At 60.9% G+C, this 26,649-nt stretch carries 33 protein-coding genes; 32 read left to right on the forward strand and 1 reads right to left on the reverse strand.

The genetic code is table 11. The annotated features are described in order from the left end of the window. The first annotated feature begins 54 nt into the window (after nucleotides 1–54). The 14 genes from ABIC51_RS38860 to ABIC51_RS38925 all read left to right on the forward strand — a co-directional run bounded on the left by ABIC51_RS38860 (nucleotide 55) and on the right by ABIC51_RS38925 (nucleotide 9,499). A complete protein-coding gene (locus ABIC51_RS38860; protein WP_155632341.1) occupies nucleotides 55–228 on the forward strand; it encodes a hypothetical protein in 174 nt (57 codons plus the stop codon). A 316-nt stretch (nucleotides 229–544) separates the two neighbouring features. Beyond that, nucleotides 545–1,399 carry a ParB/RepB/Spo0J family partition protein gene (locus tag ABIC51_RS38865; RefSeq protein WP_175810621.1) on the forward strand — a complete coding sequence of 285 codons (855 nt, stop codon included), beginning with the start codon at nucleotides 545–547 and terminating at the stop codon, nucleotides 1,397–1,399. Next, nucleotides 1,396–2,403 (forward strand): helix-turn-helix domain-containing protein, encoded by a 1,008-nt coding sequence (locus ABIC51_RS38870; protein ID WP_226212319.1) that lies wholly within the window; start codon nucleotides 1,396–1,398, stop codon nucleotides 2,401–2,403. Before ABIC51_RS38865 ends, ABIC51_RS38870 begins: the two co-directional genes overlap by 4 nt. 20 nt (nucleotides 2,404–2,423) lie before the next feature. Then, nucleotides 2,424–2,957 carry a DUF1064 domain-containing protein gene (locus ABIC51_RS38875; RefSeq protein ID WP_354007034.1) on the forward strand — a complete coding sequence of 178 codons (534 nt, stop codon included), beginning with the start codon at nucleotides 2,424–2,426 and terminating at the stop codon, nucleotides 2,955–2,957. After that, a complete protein-coding gene (locus tag ABIC51_RS38880) occupies nucleotides 2,957–3,358 on the forward strand; it encodes a hypothetical protein (RefSeq protein WP_059668027.1) in 402 nt (133 codons plus the stop codon). The genes ABIC51_RS38875 and ABIC51_RS38880 overlap by 1 nt, the downstream gene beginning before the upstream one ends. Continuing rightward, nucleotides 3,355–3,792, forward strand: a complete 438-nt coding sequence (locus tag ABIC51_RS38885; protein ID WP_226286471.1) for a nuclease domain-containing protein — start codon at nucleotides 3,355–3,357, stop codon at nucleotides 3,790–3,792. Before ABIC51_RS38880 ends, ABIC51_RS38885 begins: the two co-directional genes overlap by 4 nt. After that, complete coding sequence (locus ABIC51_RS38890) at nucleotides 3,678–4,127, forward strand: hypothetical protein (RefSeq protein ID WP_354007049.1); 450 nt, start codon at nucleotides 3,678–3,680, stop codon at nucleotides 4,125–4,127. The genes ABIC51_RS38885 and ABIC51_RS38890 overlap by 115 nt, the downstream gene beginning before the upstream one ends. Next, on the forward strand, nucleotides 4,124–4,642 hold the full coding sequence (locus ABIC51_RS38895) for a hypothetical protein (protein WP_354007035.1): 519 nt from the start codon (nucleotides 4,124–4,126) through the stop codon (nucleotides 4,640–4,642). The genes ABIC51_RS38890 and ABIC51_RS38895 overlap by 4 nt, the downstream gene beginning before the upstream one ends. Next, nucleotides 4,639–4,887, forward strand: a complete 249-nt coding sequence (locus ABIC51_RS38900; RefSeq protein ID WP_354007036.1) for a hypothetical protein — start codon at nucleotides 4,639–4,641, stop codon at nucleotides 4,885–4,887. Before ABIC51_RS38895 ends, ABIC51_RS38900 begins: the two co-directional genes overlap by 4 nt. Before the next feature lie 44 nt (nucleotides 4,888–4,931). Then, nucleotides 4,932–5,132, forward strand: a complete 201-nt coding sequence (locus tag ABIC51_RS38905; RefSeq protein ID WP_334070302.1) for a phage portal protein — start codon at nucleotides 4,932–4,934, stop codon at nucleotides 5,130–5,132. A 45-nt stretch (nucleotides 5,133–5,177) separates the two neighbouring features. Continuing rightward, a complete protein-coding gene (locus ABIC51_RS38910) occupies nucleotides 5,178–5,603 on the forward strand; it encodes a hypothetical protein (protein WP_134256715.1) in 426 nt (141 codons plus the stop codon). A gap of 372 nt (nucleotides 5,604–5,975) precedes the next feature. Next, nucleotides 5,976–7,829, forward strand: a complete 1,854-nt coding sequence (locus ABIC51_RS38915) for a hypothetical protein (protein WP_354007037.1) — start codon at nucleotides 5,976–5,978, stop codon at nucleotides 7,827–7,829. A 569-nt stretch (nucleotides 7,830–8,398) separates the two neighbouring features. Next, a complete protein-coding gene (locus tag ABIC51_RS38920; protein ID WP_134256717.1) occupies nucleotides 8,399–8,929 on the forward strand; it encodes a hypothetical protein in 531 nt (176 codons plus the stop codon). 270 nt (nucleotides 8,930–9,199) lie between these two features. Continuing rightward, nucleotides 9,200–9,499: an H-NS histone family protein gene (locus ABIC51_RS38925; protein ID WP_134256718.1), complete on the forward strand. Its 300-nt coding sequence runs from the start codon at nucleotides 9,200–9,202 to the stop codon at nucleotides 9,497–9,499. A gap of 133 nt (nucleotides 9,500–9,632) precedes the next feature. On the opposite strand, the gene ABIC51_RS38930 is transcribed toward ABIC51_RS38925, so the two are convergent. After that, nucleotides 9,633–10,547, reverse strand: a complete 915-nt coding sequence (locus ABIC51_RS38930; RefSeq protein WP_354007038.1) for a GIY-YIG nuclease family protein — start codon at nucleotides 10,545–10,547, stop codon at nucleotides 9,633–9,635. Nucleotides 10,548–10,763: 216 nt separating this feature from the next. Here ABIC51_RS38930 and ABIC51_RS38935 point away from each other — a divergent pair, with 216 nt between their 5' ends. From ABIC51_RS38935 to ABIC51_RS39020, 18 genes are all read left to right on the forward strand, one after another. After that, the gene (locus tag ABIC51_RS38935) at nucleotides 10,764–11,144 is read left to right on the forward strand and encodes an HNH endonuclease (protein ID WP_354007048.1); all 381 of its coding nucleotides are present in this window, start codon (nucleotides 10,764–10,766) and stop codon (nucleotides 11,142–11,144) included. 111 nt (nucleotides 11,145–11,255) lie between these two features. Beyond that, entirely contained in the window at nucleotides 11,256–11,741 is a 486-nt protein-coding gene (locus tag ABIC51_RS38940) for a phage terminase small subunit P27 family (RefSeq protein WP_059652952.1), read from the forward strand. Between the two features lie 9 nt (nucleotides 11,742–11,750). Further along, nucleotides 11,751–13,463 carry a terminase large subunit gene (locus ABIC51_RS38945; protein ID WP_354007039.1) on the forward strand — a complete coding sequence of 571 codons (1,713 nt, stop codon included), beginning with the start codon at nucleotides 11,751–11,753 and terminating at the stop codon, nucleotides 13,461–13,463. Next, complete coding sequence (locus ABIC51_RS38950) at nucleotides 13,460–13,645, forward strand: hypothetical protein (protein WP_014899207.1); 186 nt, start codon at nucleotides 13,460–13,462, stop codon at nucleotides 13,643–13,645. The genes ABIC51_RS38945 and ABIC51_RS38950 overlap by 4 nt, the downstream gene beginning before the upstream one ends. Nucleotides 13,646–13,649: 4 nt before the next feature. Further along, nucleotides 13,650–14,909: a phage portal protein gene (locus ABIC51_RS38955; protein ID WP_354007040.1), complete on the forward strand. Its 1,260-nt coding sequence runs from the start codon at nucleotides 13,650–13,652 to the stop codon at nucleotides 14,907–14,909. Further along, nucleotides 14,906–15,874, forward strand: a complete 969-nt coding sequence (locus tag ABIC51_RS38960; protein ID WP_334053907.1) for a S49 family peptidase — start codon at nucleotides 14,906–14,908, stop codon at nucleotides 15,872–15,874. Before ABIC51_RS38955 ends, ABIC51_RS38960 begins: the two co-directional genes overlap by 4 nt. A 103-nt stretch (nucleotides 15,875–15,977) precedes the next feature. Beyond that, nucleotides 15,978–17,285, forward strand: a complete 1,308-nt coding sequence (locus ABIC51_RS38965; RefSeq protein WP_134256721.1) for a phage major capsid protein — start codon at nucleotides 15,978–15,980, stop codon at nucleotides 17,283–17,285. 59 nt (nucleotides 17,286–17,344) lie between these two features. Next, on the forward strand, nucleotides 17,345–17,527 hold the full coding sequence (locus ABIC51_RS38970; RefSeq protein WP_354007041.1) for a hypothetical protein: 183 nt from the start codon (nucleotides 17,345–17,347) through the stop codon (nucleotides 17,525–17,527). Nucleotides 17,528–17,533: 6 nt separating this feature from the next. Then, a complete protein-coding gene (locus ABIC51_RS38975) occupies nucleotides 17,534–18,100 on the forward strand; it encodes a head-tail connector protein (protein WP_060158760.1) in 567 nt (188 codons plus the stop codon). Then, complete coding sequence (locus ABIC51_RS38980) at nucleotides 18,100–18,426, forward strand: phage head closure protein (RefSeq protein ID WP_081068744.1); 327 nt, start codon at nucleotides 18,100–18,102, stop codon at nucleotides 18,424–18,426. Before ABIC51_RS38975 ends, ABIC51_RS38980 begins: the two co-directional genes overlap by 1 nt. Beyond that, complete coding sequence (locus ABIC51_RS38985; RefSeq protein WP_059652976.1) at nucleotides 18,419–18,841, forward strand: HK97-gp10 family putative phage morphogenesis protein; 423 nt, start codon at nucleotides 18,419–18,421, stop codon at nucleotides 18,839–18,841. Before ABIC51_RS38980 ends, ABIC51_RS38985 begins: the two co-directional genes overlap by 8 nt. Beyond that, nucleotides 18,838–19,182, forward strand: a complete 345-nt coding sequence (locus ABIC51_RS38990; RefSeq protein WP_059652979.1) for a DUF3168 domain-containing protein — start codon at nucleotides 18,838–18,840, stop codon at nucleotides 19,180–19,182. Before ABIC51_RS38985 ends, ABIC51_RS38990 begins: the two co-directional genes overlap by 4 nt. Nucleotides 19,183–19,237: 55 nt before the next feature. After that, nucleotides 19,238–19,702: a phage tail tube protein gene (locus tag ABIC51_RS38995; protein ID WP_021162321.1), complete on the forward strand. Its 465-nt coding sequence runs from the start codon at nucleotides 19,238–19,240 to the stop codon at nucleotides 19,700–19,702. Between the two features lie 28 nt (nucleotides 19,703–19,730). After that, complete coding sequence (locus ABIC51_RS39000; RefSeq protein WP_354007042.1) at nucleotides 19,731–20,198, forward strand: phage tail assembly chaperone; 468 nt, start codon at nucleotides 19,731–19,733, stop codon at nucleotides 20,196–20,198. After that, entirely contained in the window at nucleotides 20,195–20,473 is a 279-nt protein-coding gene (locus tag ABIC51_RS39005; RefSeq protein ID WP_042976942.1) for a phage tail assembly protein T, read from the forward strand. Before ABIC51_RS39000 ends, ABIC51_RS39005 begins: the two co-directional genes overlap by 4 nt. Nucleotides 20,474–20,486: 13 nt before the next feature. After that, nucleotides 20,487–24,587, forward strand: a complete 4,101-nt coding sequence (locus ABIC51_RS39010) for a phage tail tape measure protein (RefSeq protein WP_354007043.1) — start codon at nucleotides 20,487–20,489, stop codon at nucleotides 24,585–24,587. Next, a complete protein-coding gene (locus tag ABIC51_RS39015; RefSeq protein WP_334053902.1) occupies nucleotides 24,587–24,925 on the forward strand; it encodes a phage tail protein in 339 nt (112 codons plus the stop codon). Before ABIC51_RS39010 ends, ABIC51_RS39015 begins: the two co-directional genes overlap by 1 nt. Before the next feature lie 8 nt (nucleotides 24,926–24,933). Further along, a complete protein-coding gene (locus ABIC51_RS39020) occupies nucleotides 24,934–26,643 on the forward strand; it encodes a tail fiber domain-containing protein (RefSeq protein ID WP_354007044.1) in 1,710 nt (569 codons plus the stop codon). The last annotated feature ends 6 nt before the right edge of the window (nucleotides 26,644–26,649 follow it).

A 26,649-nucleotide genomic window follows, 5' to 3' on the forward strand; every position in this document is an offset into this window, starting at 1 on the left:
TTTCGACGGAGAGCGCTTCTGTCAGGGTTTAGGAATCCTAAAAATTTAAAATTTATGGAAGCGAAACAAACCAACCAAACCGCCGATGTGCGACAGCAGCATCCGGTTCTGACCGACGAGCTGAAGCGCATTGTGCGCGACACCAACCAACACCCGACGTATCCGCGCAAGTGCCTGTCGTGCGGTGCAGTCGAATCTCTCGACGGCTCGGTGCCGTGCGGTCACTGAAATGGCCCGCTTCCATTGCCGCTGCCGGCACTGCGAGACGCGCCGGGTGCTGAAGAAGCGTCCTGACGAGTACGTACGGCAGCCGCAATGCAACGTCTGTGGCCGGCGCGATTTCCGAGTTGATGCGTGGATGCAGAAGCGGAATACGCGCCTGATGGCTTGCACGTGCGCTGGTTACTGGTTCTGGCATCGGCGAGGTTCGCTGTACTGCTGGCACCGAGAGGATGGTTCGACCCGATCACCTGGCGATCCCGATTTTGCGGATCGCAATCCGCCGCCCGACGCGTTGGCGGCCTGAATCTCTTCTGGAGGAAACGTGGCAAAAAGCTCCGTTGAAGCATATGGCGCGAAGAGCAAGGTAACTGCGCTCGCGATGGACCCGAATGACCTCGAGCTCGTTGTCGACCCTTCGCACCCCCTGTACGACCGTCGCGTGCATCAAGAGCCGAACCCGAAGACGGTACTGAACTACCGTGCGATCGGTGTGCGCGAGCCGGTGCTGTTCTACAAGGATCCGGAAACCGGCAAGAACCTGGTTATCGATGGCCGGACGCGCGTTATCAATGCCCGTGAGCTAAATCGACAGCTGATTTCCGCTGGCGAACCGCCGATCACAATTCCTGCGATTCCACAGAAGGTCATCAACGACGGTGGGAAGTCATTCACTGCCGTGATGGTCAGCGCGAATGAGATCCGCCATGAGGACTCGCCGATCAATCGTGCCGAGAAGATGGCGCGCATGCTCGACGTCGGACATACGGAAGAAACCGTCGCCATCCACTTCGGCGTCGAGGTGCCAACTGTCCGCCAGCAACTGAAGCTGCTCGATTGCACGGCTGCGGTCCGTGATGCGCTCGAAGCGGACCAGATCACCGTGTCGAATGCACTGAAGCTCGCGAAGCTGGCGCCGGAGCAGCAGCGCGAGAAGGTGAAGGCGGTCATCGCTGCAGCTGACGGCAAGGAGGGACACGAGCGCTCGCGCGCGCAGAAGGCGGCGCTGACGGGCGATGCCGCTCCGCGCATGCGTACTCGCAAGCAGATCGCGGCCGAATTGACGAACGCCACTGGTGAGCGTGCAGAGGCTCTGCGGTGGGTTCTCAACCTGGCAGATAGTGAGCCGGGCGCGGAAGAGGCCGATCCGCGCCAGTTGTCTATCGACGAGGCTGCATGAGCATCAAGGTCCAAACAATGGTGTGGGACCGGTATCCGGGCGAGGACCACGAGCTGTTACTCGCCTTGAAGCTGGCCGACTTCTGCGACGACAACGGGGAACACATCTTCCCAAGCATCGAAAGGCTCGCGGAAAAGACGCGCCGTTCGGTGCGTGCCGTGCAGTACCAGCTCAAGAGCATGGTGGAACGCGGCTGGTTGATTCTGGTTGCCAACGCGGGCGGCGGTCGTGGTCGTGCCTGCGAGTACCGCATCAATCCCGACTGGATAAACGGTGCAGAGATTGCACCCATTTCCACTGGCTCAAAGGGTGCAACGGATGCACCCATCGGAAAGGGTGCAACGAGCAGCAAAAAGGGTGCAACGAACGACGGAAAGGGTGCAATGGGTTTCGCAAAAGGGTGCAATGGGTTGCACCCGATTCACCATGAACCACCACAGGAACCGTCAGAGAACCACCAAGGCGCTCGGCGTGCGCCGCGAGTTGCGTTGCATGCCGAGCTGCGCTCGATCGAATTGCCCGACTGGCTCGCGTTCGAGGATTGGGACATGTGGTGCGAACACCGTGAGGCGAAGCACAAGGACGCCCCGTGGACGCGCCCGGCTGCAACCGTATCGATCCGAAAGCTGACGAAGCTGCGTTCGCTGGGGCAAGACCCGAAGGCATGCATCGAGGAGGCCGTGCTGCGCGGCTGGACGGGCCTGTTCCCGCTGAAGGGCGATGTGGCTGCAACGTCGTCGGGCTCCGACACCGCGATCGCTCCGGACTGGTGGAAGACGGCACCAGGCATTCGCAAGCTCGGCAAGCAGCTCGGCATCGAAGAGAAACCGAACCAGGTCTTCGAGCAGTACAAGGCGAAGGTGTTCAAGGCTGCCGGGCCGGGCGAATGGATGGAAGACATGCTCAGTACGGTCAGCCGCGAAAGCGAAGAACGCTACGAGGCGCTGTACGCCTACTTCAACGACATTCCGCGTGATCAGGGCGCGCACCAGGTGGGCGCATGACGAAACGAACATCTTGGCCAATGCGAATCGACGCAGATGCAACGACCGTGGGAACGGCTCGCGTGCGAGATAGCTGGGCTGTCGGCCGTAGCTCTGCTGCGCGACAAATCGCCGAGCATACGGGCGTTCAGCCGCCGTCGGATTTCGACGACATCGCGAGCGGGTTTAATCCCGGCGCTCCGGTGCCACAGTCGATGCAGAAGCCGAATCATTCGCCGAAATACCGCAACAGGAAATGCGAGCACGAAGGCATCCGATTCGACAGCGAGAAAGAGCGCGCGCGGTATTCCGATCTCGTTCGAATGCAAGCGGCCGGCCTGATTCGGGATTTGCGGCTTCAGATGCCGTTCGTACTGACCGAGCGCATGCAGCGCGACGACGGGACATGGGAGCGCGCGTCGAAATACGTGGCGGATTTCGTCTACATCGACTGCAAGACGGGAAAGCAGGTGGTCGAGGACGTGAAGTCGCCGATCACCCGGAAAAACCCAACGTACATCCAGAAGCGGAAAACCATGTTGGCGGTGCACGGAATCACGATCAAGGAGGTGTGATGGCTGTTGAAAAGGTGGGGAAGGTTGGGCCGGCCTCGAAAAAGATCATCGATTGCGTGAAGGCAAACCCGGGTATCCATGCCGCTCGGGCCGCGCGAACACTGGGCGTCACCCCGGGTGGTGGATTCCGGTCGACCGTTCGGAAGCTGATTTCGGACGGCTATCTCTCCAGGGTAGAAGTGGATGGCGTTCCGCACGGCCTGTTTCACACGGCTCTGCCGCTCAAGTACACCGGCAAGCCCTACGAGGGTATCAACGAAGGTCGCTTCTCGAAGCGTTCGCGGCAAATTCAAGAGCGAATCGCGGCACAGATCGAGAGGGAACAGCGACTGGCCGAATCGACTGCGTGGGCCGGGAAGGCAATTCGCGCAATGGTTGACGCAGGACGAGCGGCAGCATGAAACGATCCGGATTCAAGCCGCGTGCAAAGCCAATGTCGCGCGGATCGTGGTCTCGTAAAAGCTCACCACTTCCCGAGGAGGCCCCACGGAAAACCGCGATGAGACGTCGCCGAAAGCGACCGACCGTTGCTGAAGGGGCGAAGTATCTGGCCGCCTGCCGAGGCGAGCCGTGCTACCTGCGTGTGCCGACTGTCTGCCGCCTCGATCCGCGCGACGAAACGGTCGTGCCGTGTCACGACAACAGCCTCGCGGCGGGCAAGGGGATGGGAATCAAGGCGAGCCATGAGCGGACGGTGCCCGGTTGTTTCTGGTGCCATGCATGGCTCGATCAGGGGAAGGCTCCACGCTGGCAGAAATCGAACGTGTTTTTCGGGGCATACAACGAATGGGCGCCAGTGCGAGCCCGAAAGATGGGAGAAGCAAATTGCCAGTGAGATTGTGGGTTGAGATCCCGGACGGCGTGTATAGCGCGCCTCGACGCCGTGGCTCGGGCGGAATCGTTTTTCATGAGCACACACGCGAAATCGACGCGACCGTGTTTCGCATCGCCCGAATCGCGACTGTCAAACGCCAACTGATCACGGCCGTCGAGGTGGACGCGTTTATTCCCGAAATGTGGCGGGCGCGTATGCCGAAGGCCGATTGGCGATGGGTGGAACCGGGTGTGTTCAGGACGAAGGCATACGTTTATCGCAACCAGAAGTCGCGCGAGCTGGGGCAGTTCCTGGCGAGCGGTGCGTTGGTACTGGACTTGAGGGAGACGCGATGACGCCGACTGCACAGAGGAAGCGCTTGGAAGGTCAGGCGACGATCGCAAAGAAGGTGTTCGAGGCAGTTCCGATTCGTTCCGCATGGTCGATCCACCAAATGATGTCGCACCTGACGAAGATCACGAAGAGCCACATCGACTACCGGGTGATGCAAGGCTGCTTGAACGCCCTAAAAGATTCCGGGTTGGTCAGGGAGCCGGAGCGGGGATGCTTCCAGCGCGTCGAGGTGCGCGAGGAAGCAGCGAAAACCGAAGTGAATGGAGAAATTGACGTGCCAAACCAGAAGACCGAATCGAAATCGGCCGCACCGGCCACGACGGGATCGCCGATCGACGTACTGGATGGGATTGCAGGCCGCCTGCGCCAGTTGCGAGATGACGCGGACACTCTGGCGTCCGACATCGAGACGGCGGCACTCATCATCGCGGAGCAAGGGGCGGAGACACAGGCGGCCGTAATGAAGGCTCGCCAACTGCAGCAGCTCTTGCAGGAGTTGGGAGGTATTCGGGTATGAGCGACATCAAGATTAGCGTTGCCCGCTCGAACACGACGACGCATCGGGCGGTGCTGGATGAGCGAGAGATCAAACGGATTCTTGCCGAAGAGGTGTGTGGACTCGTGGGCGTTGCGAGCGTTGCGGATGCTGTGGAGGTGAGGATCTACCTGTCGAGTCGGATGGGTAGCGGTGGGTCGGAGCATTCGGCAACCGTGGAGGTGACGATCGACCACGACAAGATCGCAAGCGCAGGTGAAGCATGAGCGCTGCCGCATGCATCTTGTACAGCGATGTACCCGAACGGCTGTTGATTTCAGCGATTCGCCACCGTGACGGCGTAACCGAAGCGGATCTCATCGCGTTCGACGAATGCCCGTTTTCGGGGGAGATCACCGAGACGGAGCACGGCACGCAGATCGCGTTTCCGTGGCCGCGCAACCGGACGATGCGCCATGCGATCGGCGATTGGCTCACGCACTACGGCATCAACTTCACGGTAGTCATGTAACGACGAATAACCCGGCGTCTCAAGCAAATCTAAAACAGGATGAACATGACGATCGACGAAAGCAACCAGATCGAGGAGCTTCTGGACGAATGGTACGCATGGCAGGCGGGGTACACGCCGGGGCTCGGCTACGGTCGGGTCGATCCGACATGCCGCGGCTTCTCGGAATCCGATCGCGCCGTTACGGCTACCGAACGGGCGGAAGAGGCTGACCGGAAGGCGACGAAGCGACGGGCGGAACAGGTTGACGTGTGCGTCGATGCGCTGACGTGGCAGGAGCGCTCAGCCATCCAGAGACACATGAAGGCGAAGCGAATCGGAGCAATGAGCGAGGCATGTGGCGCAAATGTCTGGAGCAATCCGCGCGGACTTGATCTGTCGGACGCGCATGCAAGCTACCAGGCCGCGAAGGCAGCTTTGTATCCGAGCGTGAAAGCGCGTGGTCTGTTGAAGGAGCCGTGCCCCGCGTAAGGCGCGTAGGCATAGAGACCGGCTCTTTCTGTCACTGTCTCCTCGTCACCGGCCGTTATCGAGTGCGGATGATCGGTAAGAATGGCTGGTCCCGCGCGCACGAAACGGAGTCGTTCGCGACTTCGCTAGTACGGTCGAGCGCTTCAATGTCGCGGTGGGCACTCGCAGCAGTTCTCTTGAAAAACGCCATTTTCCGACTACTCTCCAAGAGAATTGCATTTCGATTTGCTTTCGGATCAAGGGCGTTGCATGTGAAATTTGCGCATCACGATGCCGCTGCCGCGTGATACGTCTCTTTCGACTCAGCGGATTTTCCATGAGTTGTGTAAATGATGGCGGCGCTTACAACACGACGGCTGGTATGGAGCGGTGATGGACACAACGATCAGTGGGCAGGGGCAGGGGCAGGCGCGGCGACCGACTACGCACCAGGCATCGGTCAACGAATCTCGGCAGGACGGCATCCGGCGTCGGTTGATCGCCGTTACTGCTTCCGGACCAATCTACCATCAGGAAGTATCTTTGGCGGTTATTCCGTTCACAAGTGGCTTAGCGCTACTGCAGGAACTTGCCACTCGCATTCGAAATGAAAAGGTAGAGGTGGCCTCAAGCCTCGCTCTTCGCGTGCGCGGGCGCAATGCTTACCTCACCTGGCTTTACCACACCGCTCGCATTGGCATGGGCTTAGCCTCAGTACCGCCTCGGTGGCGAATTGTCTTTCTGCGCGCGCTCATTGACTATATCCATCGGAAAGGTGACGTTGGCGGCCTCGAGCCGTTGATGGCTGCAACGCTGAACGCGACTTGGCCATGGATGTCCGCGCAGCGCACGAGTGCCGTCACGAAGATTTTCCACTCCCAGATACTGCGCTCGAAGTTCATCCAAGAAACTCCCGCACTGGTGTGCGATCCCATTACGCGTAACATCACGATGCTGCCGCCGGGCGAGCTTGCCAAGGCCGACGTCGACAGCTGGCTCGACTGGCGAAACGCCGTTGCCGGCAACTGGGGAACCCAAGGAATGGACGCCAGCGATCTTGGTATGTCTATACCCAGAGGCCCCGATTGGGGCGACGTGTTGAGCGGCAATTCCGGGTGGGGCGGCTGGGGAGTACCCAGCGGTCCGGGCCGCGTGGGGCCGGGCGGCGGTCCTAATGGCCTCGGCGGATTTGGAGGTTTCGGCCGCGGACAAGGCAATGGGAGCGGATCGAGCGCGTTCGGCAATACCGGCTGGGGGCGAGGAATTGGCTCCAATGGTTTTGGAGACACCGGATTCGACGGGAACGGTAACGGAGGCTCCGGCATCGACTGGACCCAACCGGGCTCCGGTGCAGGCGTGTTCGGCGCCGGATTTGGTTCTGGGCTTGGCCGCGGGATGGGGCCTTCGGGCTTGGGTGGCTTCGGACAGCCCGGCAACGGCGTGGGTCCTGGGGGACTCTTCAGCGGGGGCGAGCCTGGCTCCGGCGGATTCAACGGCCTCGGTGTGCTGGGAGGCCTTGGGCCGATCGACTTCAACGCGCCCGGTGGACCGTTCGGTACAGGCGCCTACCTCGGGAACGGCGGTGCCTCCGACTTTTGGGGCGATGCGGCACAAGTCGTCGGTAAGACCGTGCAGGGCGCCGGAGCAGTCGCAACGGCGGTGGGTGGTGGCCTCATTGTCGCCGGTGCGGCGCAAGACGCGACTATCGTGCTGGGAGTAACTGGGACTGGCTTCATGATTACCGGCGCCGAAGTTGTCGTTGGCGGGTTAGGGGCAGGGTTCGTTGGCCTCTCTATTGAGCAGTGGGGGAAAACTCACAACGAAGGTGAGAAGCCAGCCGAGAAGGCTCCCGATGCTCAGGCTGCGCCACCCGTCATCACGGTGCCCACTGTAGAGATCGACGACAGCGAGGAGGATGACGAGCCGAAGCCGAAGGACTCTAAGCCAGGCGACCTCTATCCGGATCCTGATGGCGGCGGCAGCCCATCGCCGAACCGGCTGCCAGCGGGCGACGGCATAGGCGGGGGCCGCCCCGACTCGATTTGGGACGATCAGTTCGGTGGCGGACGACCTAACAGCATATGGGACGAAAATGGTGGCGGTGGACGTCCGACCTCGATATGGGATGAGAACGGGGGAGGCGGTCGGCCGAATTCAATCGCTGGTGCGGCCAAAGCTACGTTTTTTTCGGGAGCTGGTTTGAGAGCAGCCATAGTCCAGGTCGGTCCGAGCACGTTCCGGTTCTGAGCCCGCCGCAAGGCATGCGGGACAGCGGAAGTGGATGATGAGAGGCGTGCGTGCTTAGTCAGCGCTCTGCGGTTGCGTTGGCTACTTTTCGATATTTCATTTGAAGAGCCGCTTTCCAACGAATTGCGCCTGGCGTCGCGGGAATGCGTTTAACGCGGTAGTTCCTGATTGGCAACATCGAACGCCGCCTTGCGATTCGGATCGATTGATCCTTAGCAAGGGTACGCGTATAAGCGGGCCGCAGACGCTCGCCTGTGCATTCAGTGAGTGACCCGATGGACGGCGAACGGTAGCTTCATGCGATCGTAACGCGCCGAACTGAGTCAGTCGATCCGACGCTAACTGCTTGTTTGGTTTGGTGCAGCCTCATGCGCAAAAAGTGCTTGTAAACCTTCTCTCGTTTCGCTAGATTGACTACGTCGGGCACGAGGTGCGCCCAAACGAAGCCCACGCGGTAAGCCGCGCGGGCTTTTTCGTTACGGTCCTCCGAAATTCAAGTCGTGCAGCTTCCTGCCGGTTTCCTATAAATGTACTTACCCCGATATGGGGAATAACAAGGAGACCACAACATGAAAACAGCATTGCTTGCTTGCGTGGTTGCTGGGGCGTTGCCGCTGACCGGATGCGGGATGTTTTCGTCGCCCCCAGTCCGACCGAGTGACATTACGGTTGAGCAAGCGTTGGCCTCGGTTGGGGATGGACTGGCAGTGTTCAAGAAGAAGCTTGACTCGAACAACATGCAACTGGGCATGTATGTCGAGACGATCAATTTGGAATTGGATCTAACGACAGATCAGAAGGGCGACGGAAAGTTGTCGGTCGACTTCTCGAAAGGATTTCAGCTTGGTCCACAGTTGGGCATGGAGCAAACGGTGGACGCCAGCCGCGGAAGTAAGCTGGTTATAACGCTGAAGCAAGCTATGGTTCCCAGCAAACAGAGCCAAGAGACGGCTCATGGTGACGGGGCCAGCCACCACGCGCAAACTCCGGCAAATCCGCATGATAAGACGCAGAATGGCCAAGGAGATGTTTCCGAAGGCCCGTCAAAGGTGCCGTTTCACGTGCCGTGGAAGATTCTCGGGCAAGACCCGAAAATGTAAGTCCCAGTTATTTGACTTCGAAGCTCGTCGAGCAATTGCCGGCGAGCTTTTTTGTTTTTGCGCCTGGCGAGGCGTTTGGTCTGAAGGTCACGGAGGTGCGTGCGTGGAGCCGCGTTATGGCCGGTCTCGGTGACTGGTCGGCTGTTCGATCAAGTCGTCTACCGGGAATCGAGGTTCCCGCTGGAATTCACATTTGTGGGATATCGATATGCTCCTTCGCTTACGGTCAAAGCGTCTATCATATGCGCAACACAACTATTGGAGGAATGCATGGCGACCTACAAGGAACTGAAAGCCCAAGCGGAGGCATTGGCGGAGAAAGCAGAGGCCGCGCGCCTGGCTGAATTCCAGGCCGTTGTCGAAGACATCCGCGCCAAGGTTGCGGAGTACGGCATTACCGAGAAGGACATCTTCGGTGCACGTCGTAGCAAGTCAGCAAAGCACAAGACGGTGCCTGCGGAGGCGAAGTACCGAGATCCGAAGACCGGCGCGACCTGGTCGGGCCGTGGTCGCGCGCCGGCTTGGATCAAGGATGCCAAGAACCGGAACCGATTCCTGATCGAAGGGTAAATCTTTTTAGTAGCTGGGGGTTGTAAACCCACCCGCGTTTCGCTATATTGACGACGTCGGGCGCGAGGTGCGCCCAAGCGAAGCCCGCTCGGATTGCCGTGCGGGCTTTTTGCATACGGTGGGGCAAAGCCGCTCACTCGGATAGTTGGGTCGACGAGGCGACGGACGCAAAAATGCTGCTGATGGATTTGGCAATCGGTTTTGGATGAATCGTACGCTTCGTCACCTTGGTGCGCTCGGCTTTGATGCAGAGCGGCCTAGGGGCAAGAGAGTACTCTGCGAGGATTTTGCGAGCTCTTTCCTCAGTCATCTCGGACAGCTTCATGCTCTTGAGTACTTTGCTCGACGGTGTGCCGGACCGAAGTAGGAGAAGTGCATAAGCCTCGAATCGTTCTGCGATGGTCAAGCTATGCTTTTGGTCGGCTGCGACGTATGCGCGAGCAATTTCTTCCCACAGTACAATTTCATTCTCGGGATTGTGATCCTGAGAGAAGGAATCATGCCAGTTGCCACTACCTATAGGGTTGACCTCGTCGAGGATCATCGAGATTACGTCGATGCGGCTTCGTTGTTCCGTGGTCAACATACTGGTTCCAATGGGATTTCCAGCTCGGAGTCGCCCTAGCTCAACTTCGATCGCGTTTTGATGTTCTGGCGCAAATGCTTCCGTTGGTGCCTCTTGGTGGGCATGCGCTCCTAACGTTGCCGGGCTGGATTCCCATGAATCAAGGTTGACAAGCCCCATCTGTTGGTTGATCGATGTGCATCGCTGCAAGACAACACTATTTGCAACGTGTCGTGGAATCGAGAAAAATTCGCGGCGGTTGTGCACTCTGTAGGCGGCAAGCTGCTGAAAGATCATCCTTTCAGCGGTGTCGCAGTCTCCGACCTGACACCATGCGACTACGTCGAATGGTTCGGGCACACCGGTTGCATTATGGAAAACCTCTTTGGCACGATCTGAGGGAGTTCGAGTTGTCTTCCCGATTTTTACGACATGCCGTCCATATGAGCGATTCTGCAGGATGTAGATATACCCCGACGCCATGATAGTGGTCCGTATAAGGAGATTTTGATTTCTGTTGCAGATCGTACTGTAGCAGAGCGCCCGCTTCTCGAACTGATGACTTATAAGATGTAGTACGCATTCGCGCGTGCGATCCTTGAATAGGACGAAATCCTGCTCTCGTTGTTTGAACGCCCGCAAGGCGAGGCCCTTGCGGGCGTTTTCATTTATCCGCTGAATCAACTCTTAAGTAAGTTTATGCCGCGCCGACCGATGAAACCGTGTAAGCACCGAGGATGCGGTGAACTGGTCGCGAACGGAAGGTCGCACTGTGCCCGGCATGCACAGGAGGCCATCAAGTGGAGGTCTGACGCATTGCGTGGCAATCGCCATGTACGAGGCTACGGAAGCGCATGGAACGTGATCCGGGTGCGCATCTTGCGTCGCGACAATGGCCTATGTCAGCCCTGTTTGCGAGCAGGGTGCCTGACTGTTGCCACTGCGGTTGACCACATTATTGCAAAGGCGCGAGGCGGTACTGACTGCGATGACAATCTGCAAGCGATTTGCCAAAGCTGCCATGCGATGAAAACCGCTCGCGAGCGGTTGCGTTTTGGAAATCGAGCCGACGCCACCTGAGATCGTGCAGCGTGGGGAGGGGGGGCGAAAAGTCTGGAGGGCGCGGCCCTCGGGACCGCCCGCTTCGTCGAATTTTTACGCCCGCGAAATTAAAAATTCAGGAGTTGGCCAGTGGGAGGAATCGCGTCAGTGCCGGGGCGGGGCAGAAAACCCAAGCCGACCGCACGGAAAATCGCTGCGGGAAATCCCGGCAAACGTGCGCTGAATAAGGACGAGCCGGATTTCGGTTTGGTCACGAACATCGAGCCGCCGGAGTGGATTGCTGGTGAGGCGCGTGACATGTGGGAGCGCGTTGTTCCGCTGCTTTGCGGGCAAAAAATCTTGCAAGTGACCGACCTGCACATTGTTGAAATCTTCTGTGCGGCCTACGGCAACTGGCGCACTGCTCAGGACGAGTTGACTCGCAACGGCCCTGTCGTTGACAGCTCACAAGGCAGTCCGATGAAGAATCCGGCCGCGACCGTTGTGAAGGAGGCGGCGGCGCAAATGGCGAGCTTCGGAGCAATGCTGGGGCTCGACCCGGCGAGCAGGCAGCGCCTGGTCGGCGCGAAGCCGAAAACACCCGACAACCCTTTCGCGAAGCTGCTCGGCAAATGATTGGAAGACATGGCGACGAATTTCCCGCGCGTAGAGCAGGGGCTCAAGTTCGCGCGAGAAGTCGTTCGTGGCAAGCGCATCGCTTGCCGGTATGTGCAACTTGCTTGCAAGCGCCACCTTGACGACCTTGCGGCGAGCCGAAAGAGGGATTTCCGGTGGAAGTTCGATCCGGAAGCCGCTGAGCGAAAGCTCGCGCTCGTTGAACTGCTGCCGCACACGAAGGGCGAGTGGGCGTTCAAGGGGCAACTGGTAACGCTTGAGCCTTGGCAGAAATTCGGCCTGATGGCGACCTTCGGATGGGTCAACAAGCGCACCGGCAAGCGCCGGTTTCGCGAGAGCTACTGGGAGGTGCCGAGAAAGAACGGCAAATCGGTGATCGCGGCCGGCGTCGGTATCGGGATGTTCGTGCTCGATGACGAGTTTGGCGCGGAGGTTTATTCGGGCGCGACGTCGGAAAAGCAGGCGTGGGAAGTTTTTCGTCCAGCTCAGTTGATGGTCAAGCGCTCGCCGATGCTGATCGATTCGGCTGGAATCGAGGTCAACGCCTCGAACATGAACAAGCCGGCCGACGGGAGTCGATTCGAGCCGATCATCGGCAACCCCGGCGATGGCGCTTCGCCTTCGTGCGCAATCGTGGACGAGTATCACGAGCACGATAGCGCCGCACTGTACGAAACGATGCTGACCGGTATGGGCGCGCGTCGTCAGCCGCTCATGTTCATCATCACGACGGCAGGTGCGAACATCGAAGGCCCGTGTTTCGACAAGCGCCGGCAGGTGATCGAAATGCTCGAGGGGACGGTTCCCGACGACGAGCTTTTCGGCTGGATCTGGACGATCGACGAAGGGGATGATTGGACTGATCCGCATGTGCTGGCGAAGGCCAATCCGAATATCGGAATCTCGGTCTATCAGGAGTATCTGGAGAGCCAGCAGCAGCGCGCGATCAAGTCGGCACGCTTCACAAACACGTTCAAGACGAAGCACTTGAACGTGTGGACCTCGGCCAAAGCAGGCTATTTCAACCTCGAAGACTGGAAGGCATGCGAGGACCGCTCGCTGACGCTTGAACAGTTCGAGGGGCAAGACAGCGTGCTCGCGCTCGATATGGCGCGCAAGCTCGACTTGAACAGCATGGCTCGCCTTTTTTGGCGCGACATCGACGGGAGACGGCATTACTTCTGCGTTGCGCCGAGATTCTGGGTTCCCGAAGACACGGTGCGCAATACCGAGAACCGCCGTATGGCGGAGCGGTATCAGGCGTGGGTCAATCACGGCTTTCTGCTTGAAACGGATGGCGCGGAGATTGACTATCGCGACATTCTCGAAGAGGCAAAGGATGCGAACCGAATATGCCCGGTGCAATGCACGCCACTGGACCCGCACGGCGCGACGAACCTCTCGCATCAGCTCGAAGACGAAGGGCTGACGCCAGTCACGATCGTTCAAAACTACACGAACATGTCGGACCCGATGAAGGAGCTCGAGGCGGCGATTACGTCGGGCCGGTTTCATCACGACGGCAACCCGATCATGACCTGGTGCGTTAGCAACGTGATCGGCAAGAATCTCCCGGGAAATGATGACGTGGTACGCCCGATCAAGCAGGGTAACGACAACAAAATCGACGGCGCAGTGGCGCTGATCATGGCGATAGGTCGAGCCATGCTGGCCGATCGAGTCAATTCTGAGTCGATCTACGATCAAGGAGTGGGTGTTTGAAATCAATTGCTATTGCGGCCTGGGTGGCCGGCCTGCTCGGTTTTGCGCTGCTGGTCACGGGGGTAGTGCTGATCAGCCTGCCGATCGGCCTGATTGTTGCGGGTGTCCTGCTTCTGTTGTGGGCGCTCTTGGCGGATATGGCCGCGGCTCGTGCGCAACGAGTCGGGCAGCCGAAGGAGTAGCCCGATGTTCTTCAGTAGGCAATTGCTGTCCAATTCCGGTCAAACCCAAACGGGTTCTGGCGGTTGGTTGTCGGCGCTGTTGGGAAGCGCACGATCGGAAGCAGGTCAGGTCGTTACGCCCGCGAGCGCGCTCTCGCTGACGGTCCTGCAAAACTGCGTCACGCTGCTGTCGGAGAGCATCGCTCAACTGCCGATCGAGCTGTATGAGCGCGCTGGCGACGACAGGAAGCCGGCGACTGACCATCCGCTGTATTCGATCCTGAAATACCAGCCGAATCCGTGGCAGACGCCGTTTGAGTATCAAGAGCAGTCGCAGGTTGCTGTCGGCCTTCGCGGCAACAGCTACAGCTTCATCGATCGCGATCAGGACGGCGTGATTCTCGGGCTGTATCCGCTGGATAACGAGGCAGTGACGGTGATGAAGGGTTCTGACCTCATGCCGGTCTATCGGATCTACGGGGCCGAACCGATGCCGCAACGGTTGGTGCATCACGTTCGCTGGATGTCGATCAATGGCTATACCGGGCTTTCGCCGGTCATGCTTCACGCGAACGCAATCGGGCATGCGCAGGCGATCCAGCAGTACGCCGGGAAGTCATTCATGAATGGCACGGCCCTGTCGGGCGTGATCGAGCGGCCGAAGGATGCTCCGGCGCTGAGGGATCAGGCGAGCGTCGATCGAATCACGGACGGTTGGAATGCGAAATTCGGTGGGTCGGGTAACGCGAAGAAGGTCGCGTTGTTGCAGGAGGGTATGACGTTCAGGCCGTTGTCGATGACGAATGTCGACGCAGCGCTGATTGATGCGCTTCGTCTTTCGTCGCTCGACATCGCGCGAATCTACAAGATCCCGGCTCACATGGTGAACGAGCTGGAGCGGGCGACGTTCAGCAATATCGAGCATCAGTCGCTCCAGTTCGTCATCTACACGCTGTTGCCGTGGGTCAAGCGGCACGAGCAGGCGAAGACGCGCGATCTGCTGTTGCCGTCCGAACGGAAGCAGTACTTCATCGAATACAACCTTTCGGGGCTGCTGCGAGGCGATCAGTCGTCGCGCTACGCCGCTTATGCGGTCGGGCGCCAGTGGGGCTGGCTTTCGATCAACGATATTCGCCGGCTCGAAAACATGCCGCCGGTCAAGGGCGGCGACGTCTACCTGAGTCCGATGAACATGGTTGACGCGTCGAAGCCGCAGCAAGTAGCTGCCGGGAAGACCGAGCCGACGAAAGCCCAAATCGGCGAAATTGAGAGGATCCTATCTTGAAACCGCACCTCAGACTTGCAAGTCTGATTTTCAACCAGCCGCAGCTCGTCACGGACCCAATGATGTCGCTCGCGGTTCAGTGGGCGAACCAGGCGCTGAACCTCAACATCGTCAACCTGACCGTGAACGGCGTACAGCCGAAGATCATGGAGGACGACGAGTTCGACAGTGGTGCACAGATGGCTGCGGCGTCGGAGCGTCGCCGTGTCCTGGTGGCCGATACCGGTATGGACATCATTCCGGTGTCGGGAATCCTGGTGTCCCGCTCGGCGCACATGAATCCATGCGAGCCGATGACCAGCTACGAGAGTTTGCGTACTGCCGTGAATCAGGCGGCTGCGGATCCGGCAGTCGAACATATTGTCCTCGACGTCGACAGCAACGGCGGCAGTGCAACCGGTGCGTTCGAGCTGGCTGACGATATTCGCGCTGCCTCTCTGGCGAAGCCGATTACGGCGATCGTCAATTTCTCGGCATTTTCGGGGGGCTACTTGATCGCTGCCGCGGCGTCGAACGTGATTGTCAGCCGCACGTCAGGCGTTGGCTCGATCGGGGTGATCGCGAATCACCTGGACGTGTCGAGGCGCGACGAACAGCAGGGCGTGAAGGTGACGTCGGTATTCGCCGGCAATCACAAGAACGACCTCACGCCGCATGAACCGTTGAGCGACCAGTCGATGCAGTTTCTCAACGACATGGTGCAAAACAGCTACAAGCAGTTTGTCGACGCGATCGCGAACTTCCGTGGCTTGAGCACGCAAGCGGTGAAGGACACGCAGGCGGGCATCTTCTTCGGGCAGCAAGGCGTCGACGCTGGGCTTGCGGACAGCATCGAGACGCCGCAGGCAGCGATCAACCGGATTGCTGCCGAAGTGCGCGCATCGCGAGCCGAGCGTCAGAGCGGGAGCGCTCGACGCAGCGTGTCGGCACGTGCTGCGGCAATGAACATGCAATCCATGATTTAACCAGTCGCAATAAATCGAATTCCCACGATCAACATCAGAGCACGTTCGCGTCTCAGTTGAGCACTGCCACCTCCGGGTGGCATTTTTTTTAGGAGAAGGGTAAGTGAACATCAATGAACTCCGCCGCGAACGCGCTGCCATCAACCAGCGCGTTCAGGCGCTGGCCCAGATCGAGTTGGGCGGTACCGCGTTGTCGGGCGAACAGCAAGCCGAGTTTGACCAGCTCAGCTCGAAATTCAACGATCTGACCGCGCAAATCGAGCGTGCGGAAGCCGCGGAGCGTATGGCTGCCGCCGCCGCAGTGCCGGTCGATCCGGCGCCGGCTGCGGTTACTGCGCCGGCTGCGGCGTCCGTGCCCGCACAGCCGAAGGTTCCGGAAGTGAAGGGCGCGAAGATGGCGCGTATGGTTCGCGCACTCGCGGCAGCGCGTGGTGACACGCAGCTCGCGTCGAAGATCGCGATCGAGCGGGGTTTCGGCGAAGACGTTGCTATGTCGCTCAATACGCTTTCGTCGAGCGCGGGCGGCGTTCTGGTGCCCGAGAACCTGTCGAGCGAGGTCATCGAGCTGCTGCGTCCGAAGTCCGTTGTTCGCAAGCTCGGCGCTCGTACGCTGCCGCTGTCGAACGGAAACATCACCATCCCGCGCCTGAAGGGCGGTGCCATCGTCGGTTACATCGGCGCAGACACCGATATTCCGACGACGCAACAACAGTTCGATGATCTGAAGCTCACGGCGAAGAAGATGGCCGCCCTGGTGCCGATCGCGAACGACCTCATCAAGTATTCCGGCGTGAATCCGAACGTCGATCAGATCGTGGTCGGCGATCTTACAGCCGCGATCGGTGCACGCGAAGACAAGGCGTTCATTCGCGACGATGGCACGGCGAACACCCCGAAGGGCCTGCGCTTCTGGGCGATTCCCAGCAACGTCATCACCGCGAGCGATGGCTCGACGCTGCAGAAGATCGAAACGGATCTCGGTAAGGCCATTCTCGCGCTCGAAAACGCCGACGCGAATCTGACGCAGCCCGGCTGGATCATGGCCCCGCGTACGTTTCGCTTCCTCGAAGGTCTGCGCGACGGGAACGGTAACAAGGTCTATCCGGAACTCGCAAACGGCATGCTCAAGGGCTATCCGGTCGGCAAGACGACGCAGGTGCCGATCAATCTCGGTGACGCCGGCAAGGAGTCGGAAATCTACTTCACCGACTTCGGCGATGTGTTCATCGGCGAGGAAGAAACGCTCGAAATCGACTACAGCAAGGAGGCGACCTACAAGGACGCCGACGGCAACATGATCAGCGCATTCCAGCGAGATCAGACGCTGATTCGTGTGATCGCGAAGAACGACTTCGGTCCGCGTCACGTCGAGTCGATTTCGGTGCTGGCCGGCGTGACCTGGGGCGCGTAAGCGAACTCGTAACCGTGCGGCTCGATCCGTCGTGATCGGGCCGCCGTTCGGAGAAAAACATGAAGGTAGTCAAGTTCAAGCGGCATTACGCGCAATACACGCCTGGCGATATCGCGGGTTTCGAGGACGCGCACGCAGACCGGCTCGTCGACGCGGAAATCGCGGAGGCATCTGTGTCGGAGCCGAAGGAGGTGAAAGCCTCGCAGAGGGTCGACACGGGTAAGCCCGCGGCAAAGGGGTAATGCCAGATGGCCGCTGTTCTCATCGAATACCTGGACGACGCGGAGCCGCTTACCTTCGAGGATGTTGCAATTCAATGTCGAATCGATGGTGACGAAGAACGGGAGTTCATAGAGCACACGGTGATTCCCGGCGCGCGTCACGCGGCCGAGCGCAAGTCTGGGGCCGCGATCCGAAAGGCGCGCTATTTCGAGCGGCTGGCGGGCTTCCCGAGGGGGGACTTCCCGTTGTCGATCGGGCAAGTTCTGAGCGTCGACAGCATCGAGATTCGCGATGCAACAGGCGCTGCCTCGACACTCGACCCGAAAGGGTATGAGCTCGTCCAACTGGGGCGAGAAGCGTGGTGCGCGGTTCTTGGATCCGCTGACTGGCCGCACGCTCGAGCAGTGACGATCACGTATCAGGCTGGCGTCGACATCGACAAGCATCCGTCGGTACGGTCGTGGATGTTGCTTGCGGCTGCATGGGCCTACGACCATCGCGAACTTTTCTCGGAGGGGCAAGGAGTCGCGCAGATGCCGGAAGGTTATTCGGACCTCCTGCTCGATTCGATCACCGTTCCGCCGAGGTTCTGATGAAGGCCGGAAAACTGAAAGAGCGAATCGTCATCGAGCGGCCCAGCGGGGAAGAAAACGAGAACGGCGAACCGCTGCCGGGGGCGTGGGTGGTGCATGCGCGGCCGTGGGCTGACGTGTTGTTCGTGAACGGAAAGGAGCACGTTGTCTCCGGAGCGATTCGCGGCGCCACTGTCGCCAGCATGCGCATTCGCTATCGGGCAGGGATCGATGAGCAGATGCGAGTGCGTTACGACGGCAGGCTGTACGACATCACGGCGGTGCTGCCCGCTCGGACGCGTGGGTATCTCGACCTGTCGGTAAAGGTGGGAGAGAAGTATGTCTAGTGTCCAGATTCTTGGGCTGGCGGATCTGCAGGCCGATTTCGCCAAGCTCGCGAAGGCGCAGTCGACGAAGGCACTTCGACGCGCGACGTTGGCGGGCGCCAAGGTGATCCGAGACGAAGCTCGTGCGCGAGCGCCGAAGAAGACCGGGAAGCTAAAGCGGAACATTGTTTCGGCATCGCTGCGACAGAAGGAATCGCCTGGTGTGGCGACTGCGGGCGTTCGGGTTCGATCGAAGGGCAAGGAAGATTCGCCGACCAACGCGTTTTACTGGCGATTCGTCGAACTTGGCACGCAGAACATGAAGGCCGATCCATTCATGCGTCCGGCCTTCGACGCAGCGATTGCCCAGGCCGAGGGCGCGATTCGAACCGAGATCGCACATGCGATTGATACGGTGATCGGAGGTGGAATATGAGCGCGCTGATCATCCGCGACGCGATCGGGGTTGTGGGTGCCGCGAAGGGCTATGTCACGGTAGCCGGGTCGAAGGCGCAATCGCCGTACTACGTCGTGTCGCGCGTCAGTGGTGGGCGCGATATGGCACTTGGCGGAGCGACCGGCGGCAAGTCGGGCATGTATCAGATCGACGTGTACGCCAGCACCTACACGGAGGCCGATGCGATCGCCGATCAGGTGATCGACAGGGCATCGTCGAGCGGGAAGTTCGCCGTTGGTGGCATCAGTGAGTTGCCCGACGACTTTTCGAGCGATACCGGAGATTTCCGGGTGAGCCTCGAAGTATCCGTGCAGTTCTGATCGATTCAATTTCTGTTTGGCCCGCGAGTGCGGGCTTTTTCATTTTGAGGGGCTTATGGCCGAGAAGAGCAAGCGCATCAAAGCGCAAGGTACGAAGGTCGAGATCTCGAAAACGTCGTCGGCGAACCTCGACGACGACAAGCTCGTTTTCGTCGATCTCAACACGACTAGCAAGACGATCAACTGGCAAGGCGGGCAGTCGTCGGAGATCGACGCGACGACGCTCGCCAGCGATGAAAAGGAATCCGAGCTTGGCTTGCCGGATCCGGGCGAGTTTTCGGTGGATGGCAACTATTCGTCGGACGATGCTGGCCAGCTGATTCTTCGCGGCGCGCGCGGCACGGGTGACAAGTATGTGTTCCGTGTGACGTTCCGCGACAAGTCGCAATTCCTGTTTGTCGGCATGGTGCGCCAGTACACCTGGTCGGCCGGCGTCGACGGCATTGTGACGTCGACCTACAGCGTCCGCGTCAGCGGCTCGCCGAAGGAAGTGCCGCCGCCTGCCGCACCGGCGGGTTAAGCGATCTGAACAACGTGAGGAAAGAGTGATGACGAAAACTCCGACGGTCGCCGGCGCGCTACGTGCTGCGATTCTCAATCCGCTGGCCGGCTGGCGCCACGAGATGCTCCCGATGCCGGAATGGGGCGACGTCACGGTCGCCGTTCGCGAGCCATTGCTCGAGGACCGAGTATTCTGGCTCGAACCGCTGCGCCTCGCTGCCGGCGTCGAGCCGGGCGACGACGAGGCGGCTGCCCGCGCGAAGTATGCGCGCGTCAGTGCGGGCGAGCACAAGCTGGCTTCCGCGCGTCTGTTTGTTCGTGTCCTGTACGTGGAGTCGACGGCCGGCTGGCGCCGCGAATTCGAGGACGCGGACGCGCAGGAGGTCGCTTCTGCATTCGGAGCCGCGCACGAACGCATCGTGAACGCCGCGCTCGAGCTCGGCAACATGAAAGCCGACGCGGAGGACGATGCAAAAAAAGCCTCCGCCGAAACCCCGATCTCCGACTTGAACTGACGCTGGCGCTGCGGCTCGGCAGGACGCTTGCCGAGCTGCGCGCGGACATGTCGACCGCGGAGTTCGCCTTGTGGCAAGCGTTCGATGCCGAGTCGCCGATCGCCGATGATCGTTACGACCTTCATGCCGCGATGGTCGCGTCGGCGGTGTTTCAGGCGCAGGGTGCGAAGGTGAAGGTGGCCGACATGATGCCGAACTGGTCGGGCGAATCGCCCGAGGTTCAGGAGGTCGCCGACGATCCTTTCTTCGCAGGCCTAATGAGGTTGGTAAAGTAGGCGGATAGGAAATATGGGAACGAGTCTCCGCGAGCTGATCGTCAGCGTTACCGCGAATACGACCCAGTACGATCGACGCATGCAGCAGCTTGGGTCGACGGCCAACGGCTATTTCAATGCGGTTCGGGATGGGGGCCGGGCCGCAGATGCGGCGTTCGCTTCGAACGCATCGAGCGTGCAGGTGACGGTGCGCGCGATCGAGGCCGCGCGCGGGTCGCTCACGGCATATGCTCAGGCTGCGGCCGCGGCGTTCGGCGTGCACCAGCTGGTCGAGTATGCCGACGAATGGACAAACCTGAGCAACCGACTCAAGATCGTCACGCGGGATCAGATCGATTTCGCGGTCGCGCAAAACGATGTGCTTCGCATCGCACAGGCAACCCGGCAACCGCTCGACGCGACGGCCGAGCTGTATCAGCGGATCGCGAACAACACGTCGCACCTCGGTCTGTCGATTAAGCAGGTCGGCCCGCTGGTCGAAACGATCAGTAAGGCGGTTGCGCTCTCGGGTGTGTCCGCTGACACGGCGCGGCTCGGGATCGTGCAGCTCGGTCAGGCGTTCGCGTCCGGCCAACTGCGCGGGCAGGATCTTAAGAGCGTGCTCGAGGAACTGCCGGGCGTTGCCGACGCAATCGCGCGCGGAATGGGTAAGGGCACGTCCGAGCTGAAGTCGCTGGCTGAGGACGGCAAGTTGACCGTCGAGAACCTGATCGACGCGCTGAAGAACGCCGGATCGAGCACGGACGCACTGTTCGGTAAGGTGGACATGACCGTCGGGCAGGCGATGACGCGCCTGCAAACGGAAATCGTCGCGTACGTCGGCCACGCGAACGAGGCGACCGGTGCGAGCGCGAAGCTGGCGCAGAGCGTGGTCTACGTTGCGGATCACCTCGACGAGATCGTCACGATCAGCGCATCGCTCGCGGCCGGCCGGCTCGGTGTGTATTTCGCGCAGACCACGGTGGCCGTCAGCAAGTCGGCCATCGCGTGGAACGCGGAGCGGCAGGCGCTGCTCGCGAAGGCGCAGGCGGAAAACGCGGCTGCGCTCGTCACGATCGCGAAGGCACAAAGCGACCGCGATGCGGCAGCGGCGAAGCTGCAGAACGCGCAGGCGGCAGAGGTCGCCGCGGCGGCCGAGCTGGCCGGCATGCGCGCGATGCGCGAGAGCCTCGCGATGCAGTCGGCACTGACGGCCGGTTCGATCCAGTACACGCAGGCGAAGCTCGCGGAGGCACGAGCGATCGAGGCGAGTGCGGTGGCGCAGGTCGCGACAGCGCGGTCGAATCTGGCGAATAGCCAGGAGATCGGCACGCGGATCGCCGGCACGCCGTACGCGGCGGTGATCGCGCGCGAGACGGCGGCGGCGCAGGGCGAGCTGGAGCGGGCCGAGGCATCCCTCGCGCTGGCACAGCAGCGCCGTGTGGCGCTGGAGGCTGCGGCGGCCAAGGGAACGGTCGACCAGACGCGCTACGCGGCGGCACTGGCCGAAACCGAGAAGGGGCTCGCCGTCGCCGAGCGCGAGGTCGCGGCGGCGACGCTCGCCCGCGAGCGGGCCGAGCGCGGGGCGACGGCAGCGACTGCGGGTCTGGCCGCCGCGACCGAGCGCGCGGCGGTAGCGCAGACTGCTGCCGCGCGAGCCGGCTCGTTGATGCGCACGGTAGGTTCCGGATTGCTGTCGGTGATGGGCGGCTTGCCCGGCATCATCGCGACGGTTGGCACGGTGGCGCTCGGCGCCGCGGTGAACTGGCTGGTATTTCGCGATCACGCGAGCAGCGCGACGTCGAGCCTGCTCGACATGCAGGCGCCGCTCGACCAGATCATCGAGAAGTATCGGCAGTTGTCGCCGTTGCTGCAGGAGGTCGAGCGCAATCGCGCGAAGCAGGCGCAGACCGCGGCACGCAGCGATGTAGCGGACGCATACGCGGGCCTTGCGGCGCGCGCGTCGCAGAGCGTCATTGTGCCGGGCATTGGAGACAGCGCGCCGATCATCACGGACGAGAATCAGGTCGCGCTCGATCGGTTCATTGAAGGGCTGAACCGGATCAAGACTGAGAACCTCGGCGTCGACGAGAAGTCGCGCGAGCTTGCGTCGCTGGTCGGCGTGTTTATCGACGCGACGAAGGGCGGTGACGAGCTTCGCGCCGAGCTGGTGCAGGCCGCGTCGGCGATCGACACGGCCGGCGCCGCGGCGGACAAGGGCACGCGCACGCTGGCCGCGATGGATGCTGCCGCGCGCAGTGCGGCCGACGGAATTCGGCTGCTCACGGAAGAAAACAATTTCTTCGCGGGCGGCATGGCGGCCGAGGCCTGGAACAAGTACGTCGAGAAGCTGAAAGAGGCCTCCGACGTCATCGGCATGACCGCGCAGCAGCGCGCCGAATACGAAGCGAAAACGAAGGGCGCGAACACAGCGGAGGCGCGGCAGGCCGGTTTGATCGCCGGCCGCGCGGACGCGTACAAATCGCTCGAAAAGGCGATCCAGGACAAAGACGCGAAGGCCGAGGCCGGCGCGCGGCGGAACATCGACAATCTGACGCGCGAGCTCGCGCTGATGAATCAGCAGATGGTCGTCGCGGCGGCACTGGCTGAGTTTCAGGCGGATCTCGTCAGCAAGAAATTCGAGAAATTCGGGTTCAACGCTGACGCGGCGCTCGCGGCCGCTGCGGCGCGCGGCAAAAAGGCTTTCGACGATACGGTGTCGGAATCGTCCGGCCAGGTCGCGCGCATCGGCGTAAACGCGTCGGCGCTCGCGCACAAGAGCCGGGCCAGCGGCTCGCGCGCCGAGCCGGAAAGCCAGCGCATGCTCGACAACATCGCGCAGCGCATTGCGCAGCTGCGCGTCGAAGCGGTCGCAACCGACAAGCTCACGCAGTCGGAGAAGGATCGGATCGGGTTCGACCAGAGGCTGACCGATCTGGCCGCGAAGCGCACGAAGCTGACCGACGGCGACAAGAGCTTGATTCGTGATCAGGCTGCAATTCGCGCGGCGTACGACCGCGCGGTGCAGCTGGAGAAGGAGGTGCGCTATCACGAAGCGATCAACAAGCTGAAGGAGCGCAGCACGCAAATCGATGCGGAGCTGGCCGACTACGCGTCGGAGCGTCAACGCGAGGTTGAGCGCGAGCTCGCAGCGATGCCGATGGGCGACAACGCGCGCGAGCTGAACCAGGCGACGAGCCGCGTCGGCGATGAATTCCGGCGCCGGCGCGACGATTTCACGAAGGGCGCTCGGAAGGACGGCACGCTCGGGTCGCCGGAGTATCTGGCCGAGATTGACCGGATTAACCGGGCCGAAGCCGAACTGGTCGAGCGCGAACGTGGGTATGTCGAGCAGCGGCTCGCGGTGCAGCGCGACTGGCGCGTCGGTGCAAGCCGCGCCGTGGCGCTGTATCAGGAATCGGCGGAAAACGCGGCAGGGCGCGCGGAGGAAGCATTTACGAGTTCGTTCCGCAGCATGGAGGACGCGCTGACCTCGTTCGTGTCGACCGGCAAGCTGGATTTTCGCGGGCTGGTCAACAGCATGATCGCGGACCTGGCGCGCTTCGCCGCGCGCGCGGCGATGGCGCCCGTGTTCGGCGCGCTCGGTTCGGCGCTGGGGCTTGGCGCGGCCAGCGCGGGCGGATTCAGTGCGTCGTCGTTGCTCGGCGGTGTAGCGGGCGGCATGTCCGACATTTTCGGGGCGGGCGGCGGCAACGCGTACGGTTTCCACTTGGCTACCGGCGGGCGGGTCACTGGCCCGGGCACGTCGACGAGCGACAGCATTCCGGCGTGGCTCTCCAACGAGGAATTCGTGGTGAAGGCTGCGGCGGTGCGCAAACCCGGCGTGCTTCGGCTGCTGGAGGCGATCAACAGCGGACAGGATCTCGGTTTCGCGAAGTTTGCGAATGGCGGACTGGTCGGTGGCGGATCGGTCGGCGGGGGCGGGCTCGGCGCGCAGGGCGGAGGGATCGAGCTGAATATCCCGGTGACGATCGACGGTGGCACGGGCAACGCAGCGCAGATGATGGCGAGCGCCGAGTTCGTGAAGAAGCTCACGCAGATGGTGCAGGGGCTGATCGCGGTCGAGAGTCGTCAGGGTGGCGCGCTCTGGAAACTGAAAAATGGGATGGGGTGATGACCGACACGTTTAACTGGTCGCCGACGGTTGAAGGTTTCGGCGGCGACACAACGCTGCGCGTGCGAAAGGCGCCCTTCGGCGATGGGTACACGCAGCGCGCGGCCGACGGTCTCAACAACCGTGTGCCGTCGTACAGCCTTCGATTCGTGGGGAAGGCCGAGAAGATCTCGGCCATCCTCGAGTTCCTCGATGCGCATGCCGGCGCGGTGTCGTTTTTCTGGACACCGCCGCTTCGGCCGCAGGCGCGGTTCGTGTGTGAGAAGTACACCGAGCCGGTGAGAAGCGGGCGCGTGTACACGATTACGGCGCAGTTTGAACAGACGTTTGCACCATAGGGTTAGAGATGCCAGCACTACAAAAAGCAAACCTCGGAGTAGCGCCAAACGGCGCGGGCGGCGATGATCAGCGCACCGCAAATATGCGGTTCAATGCCAATGTCGATGTCTTGTCCGCGATCCTTGCGCTCGGATACAACATTCTCAGCGACAACTGGACACTCGCGCCTAGCAACGTCGGTACGCGGTTCGGATTGAATATGGGTGCTGGTGGAAAAGTGGTGAAGCTGCCGCTTGCGTCATCGGTGTCCGTAAATGCGTGCGTGCATTTCTTCAACGTCGGGCCGCCAGTGACGATTGGCTTCCAGGGTAATGATGGATCGCAAGTCAATCTGCTCAATACCGGGGATTGGGCGACATACATTGCGGACGGCGGCACCTACTGGCATGTCGCCGAGCGCGGCAAGATGCTGCCGGACGAGGTCGTAAGCGGATTCCTGACGGTTGCGAAAGGGCTTACAGTTGGCGGCGACCTCGTAGTAAAGGGGAGCGTAGCTGGAGACCTTATCGCGTCCGGAAAGCTTTCAGGAGTAAACAGTCCGAACCTCTTAATCAATGGGTCTGGCGAACTCGGCAACACCGGTTGGAACGGCACTAATTTCACGGCCACGCCAGGGAATTTTGGTGAAGGGTCTCTCTTCTTAAATGCCGGTGCGATCAATACCGGAACCTGGGTGGTTGATGCGTCGAACGATATCCCGTGCGGCCCCGGCATCCCACTTGCGCTCTCTGCTGAATTCTATTCGATGGGCCTTAACGCCGGGCGCGTGTATGTGAAATGCGAGGCGTTCAAAGCTGACGGCACGTTCATCGGAACCGTTACCGGGACACCGGGGATTACAACCAAGCTGGGCTATACGTTCCGAAGTGCTGCGGGTGTGACGCCCGACGGAACGGCGGCTGTGCGTGTAAGCAAGGTCGCTGACGCTGCACCGAACATTTCGGCATTCGGCGTTGCGTTTCGCAGAATCAAGTTGGAGAGAAACAACGGGGCGACGCTGTATTCCCAGGAGGCAACCATTGCCTATCTGGGGGGGGCTCCGACGTTTTCCGGCGTGCCGTACTTCGGCCGGTTTGTGCCGTGGCACAGCGGAAATCTGATTGCGCCGATGACGCTGGACGGCGAGCAAACGGTTTCGGGTATCAAACGCTTCACGGCCGCAACCTCCTTTAGTGCGAATACGTACTATGCAAAGCAAGTAACGATCAACGCGAGTGCGCCCGATGGACTCTGGTCGAATGCACCATTGGTAATTGCTGGCTATCCCGGCGTTGGCTCGATCGGGATCGGAAGTAATAACGGGGCAATCAACCTGAGATGCTCGGCCAACAGTGGAACACTGGACGTTGTGTCCTCCACGTCTGCCGCGTTTGCTCCGGTCTCGGCGTCAGCATTCAATGTCAACTCGGATGTAGCAATCAAGGCCGAGGTTGAAACGATTGAGAACGCGATGGAGAAGCTCAAGAGGCTCCGTGGCGTGACGTACGTCATGAAGTCGGACGAAACTCGCGCGCGGCAGTTGGGGGTCATCGCGCAGGAGGTCGCGAAAGAGTTTCCGGAGGCTGTCACCGAAACGAGCATGCAAATCGATGAATCCGGTGTGATGGTTACGGAAGGAGGCCGGCCCATGCTCGCGGTCAACTATTCGGCACTGATCGGACCATTGCTTCAGGCATTCATCGAACTGGAGGCGCGAGTGTCGGCGCTTGAGGGGTGATTCGCA

Origin of the sequence: Burkholderia sp. 572 (assembly GCF_040545135.1) — a bacterium.
GTDB classification, from domain to species: domain Bacteria; phylum Pseudomonadota; class Gammaproteobacteria; order Burkholderiales; family Burkholderiaceae; genus Burkholderia; species Burkholderia cepacia.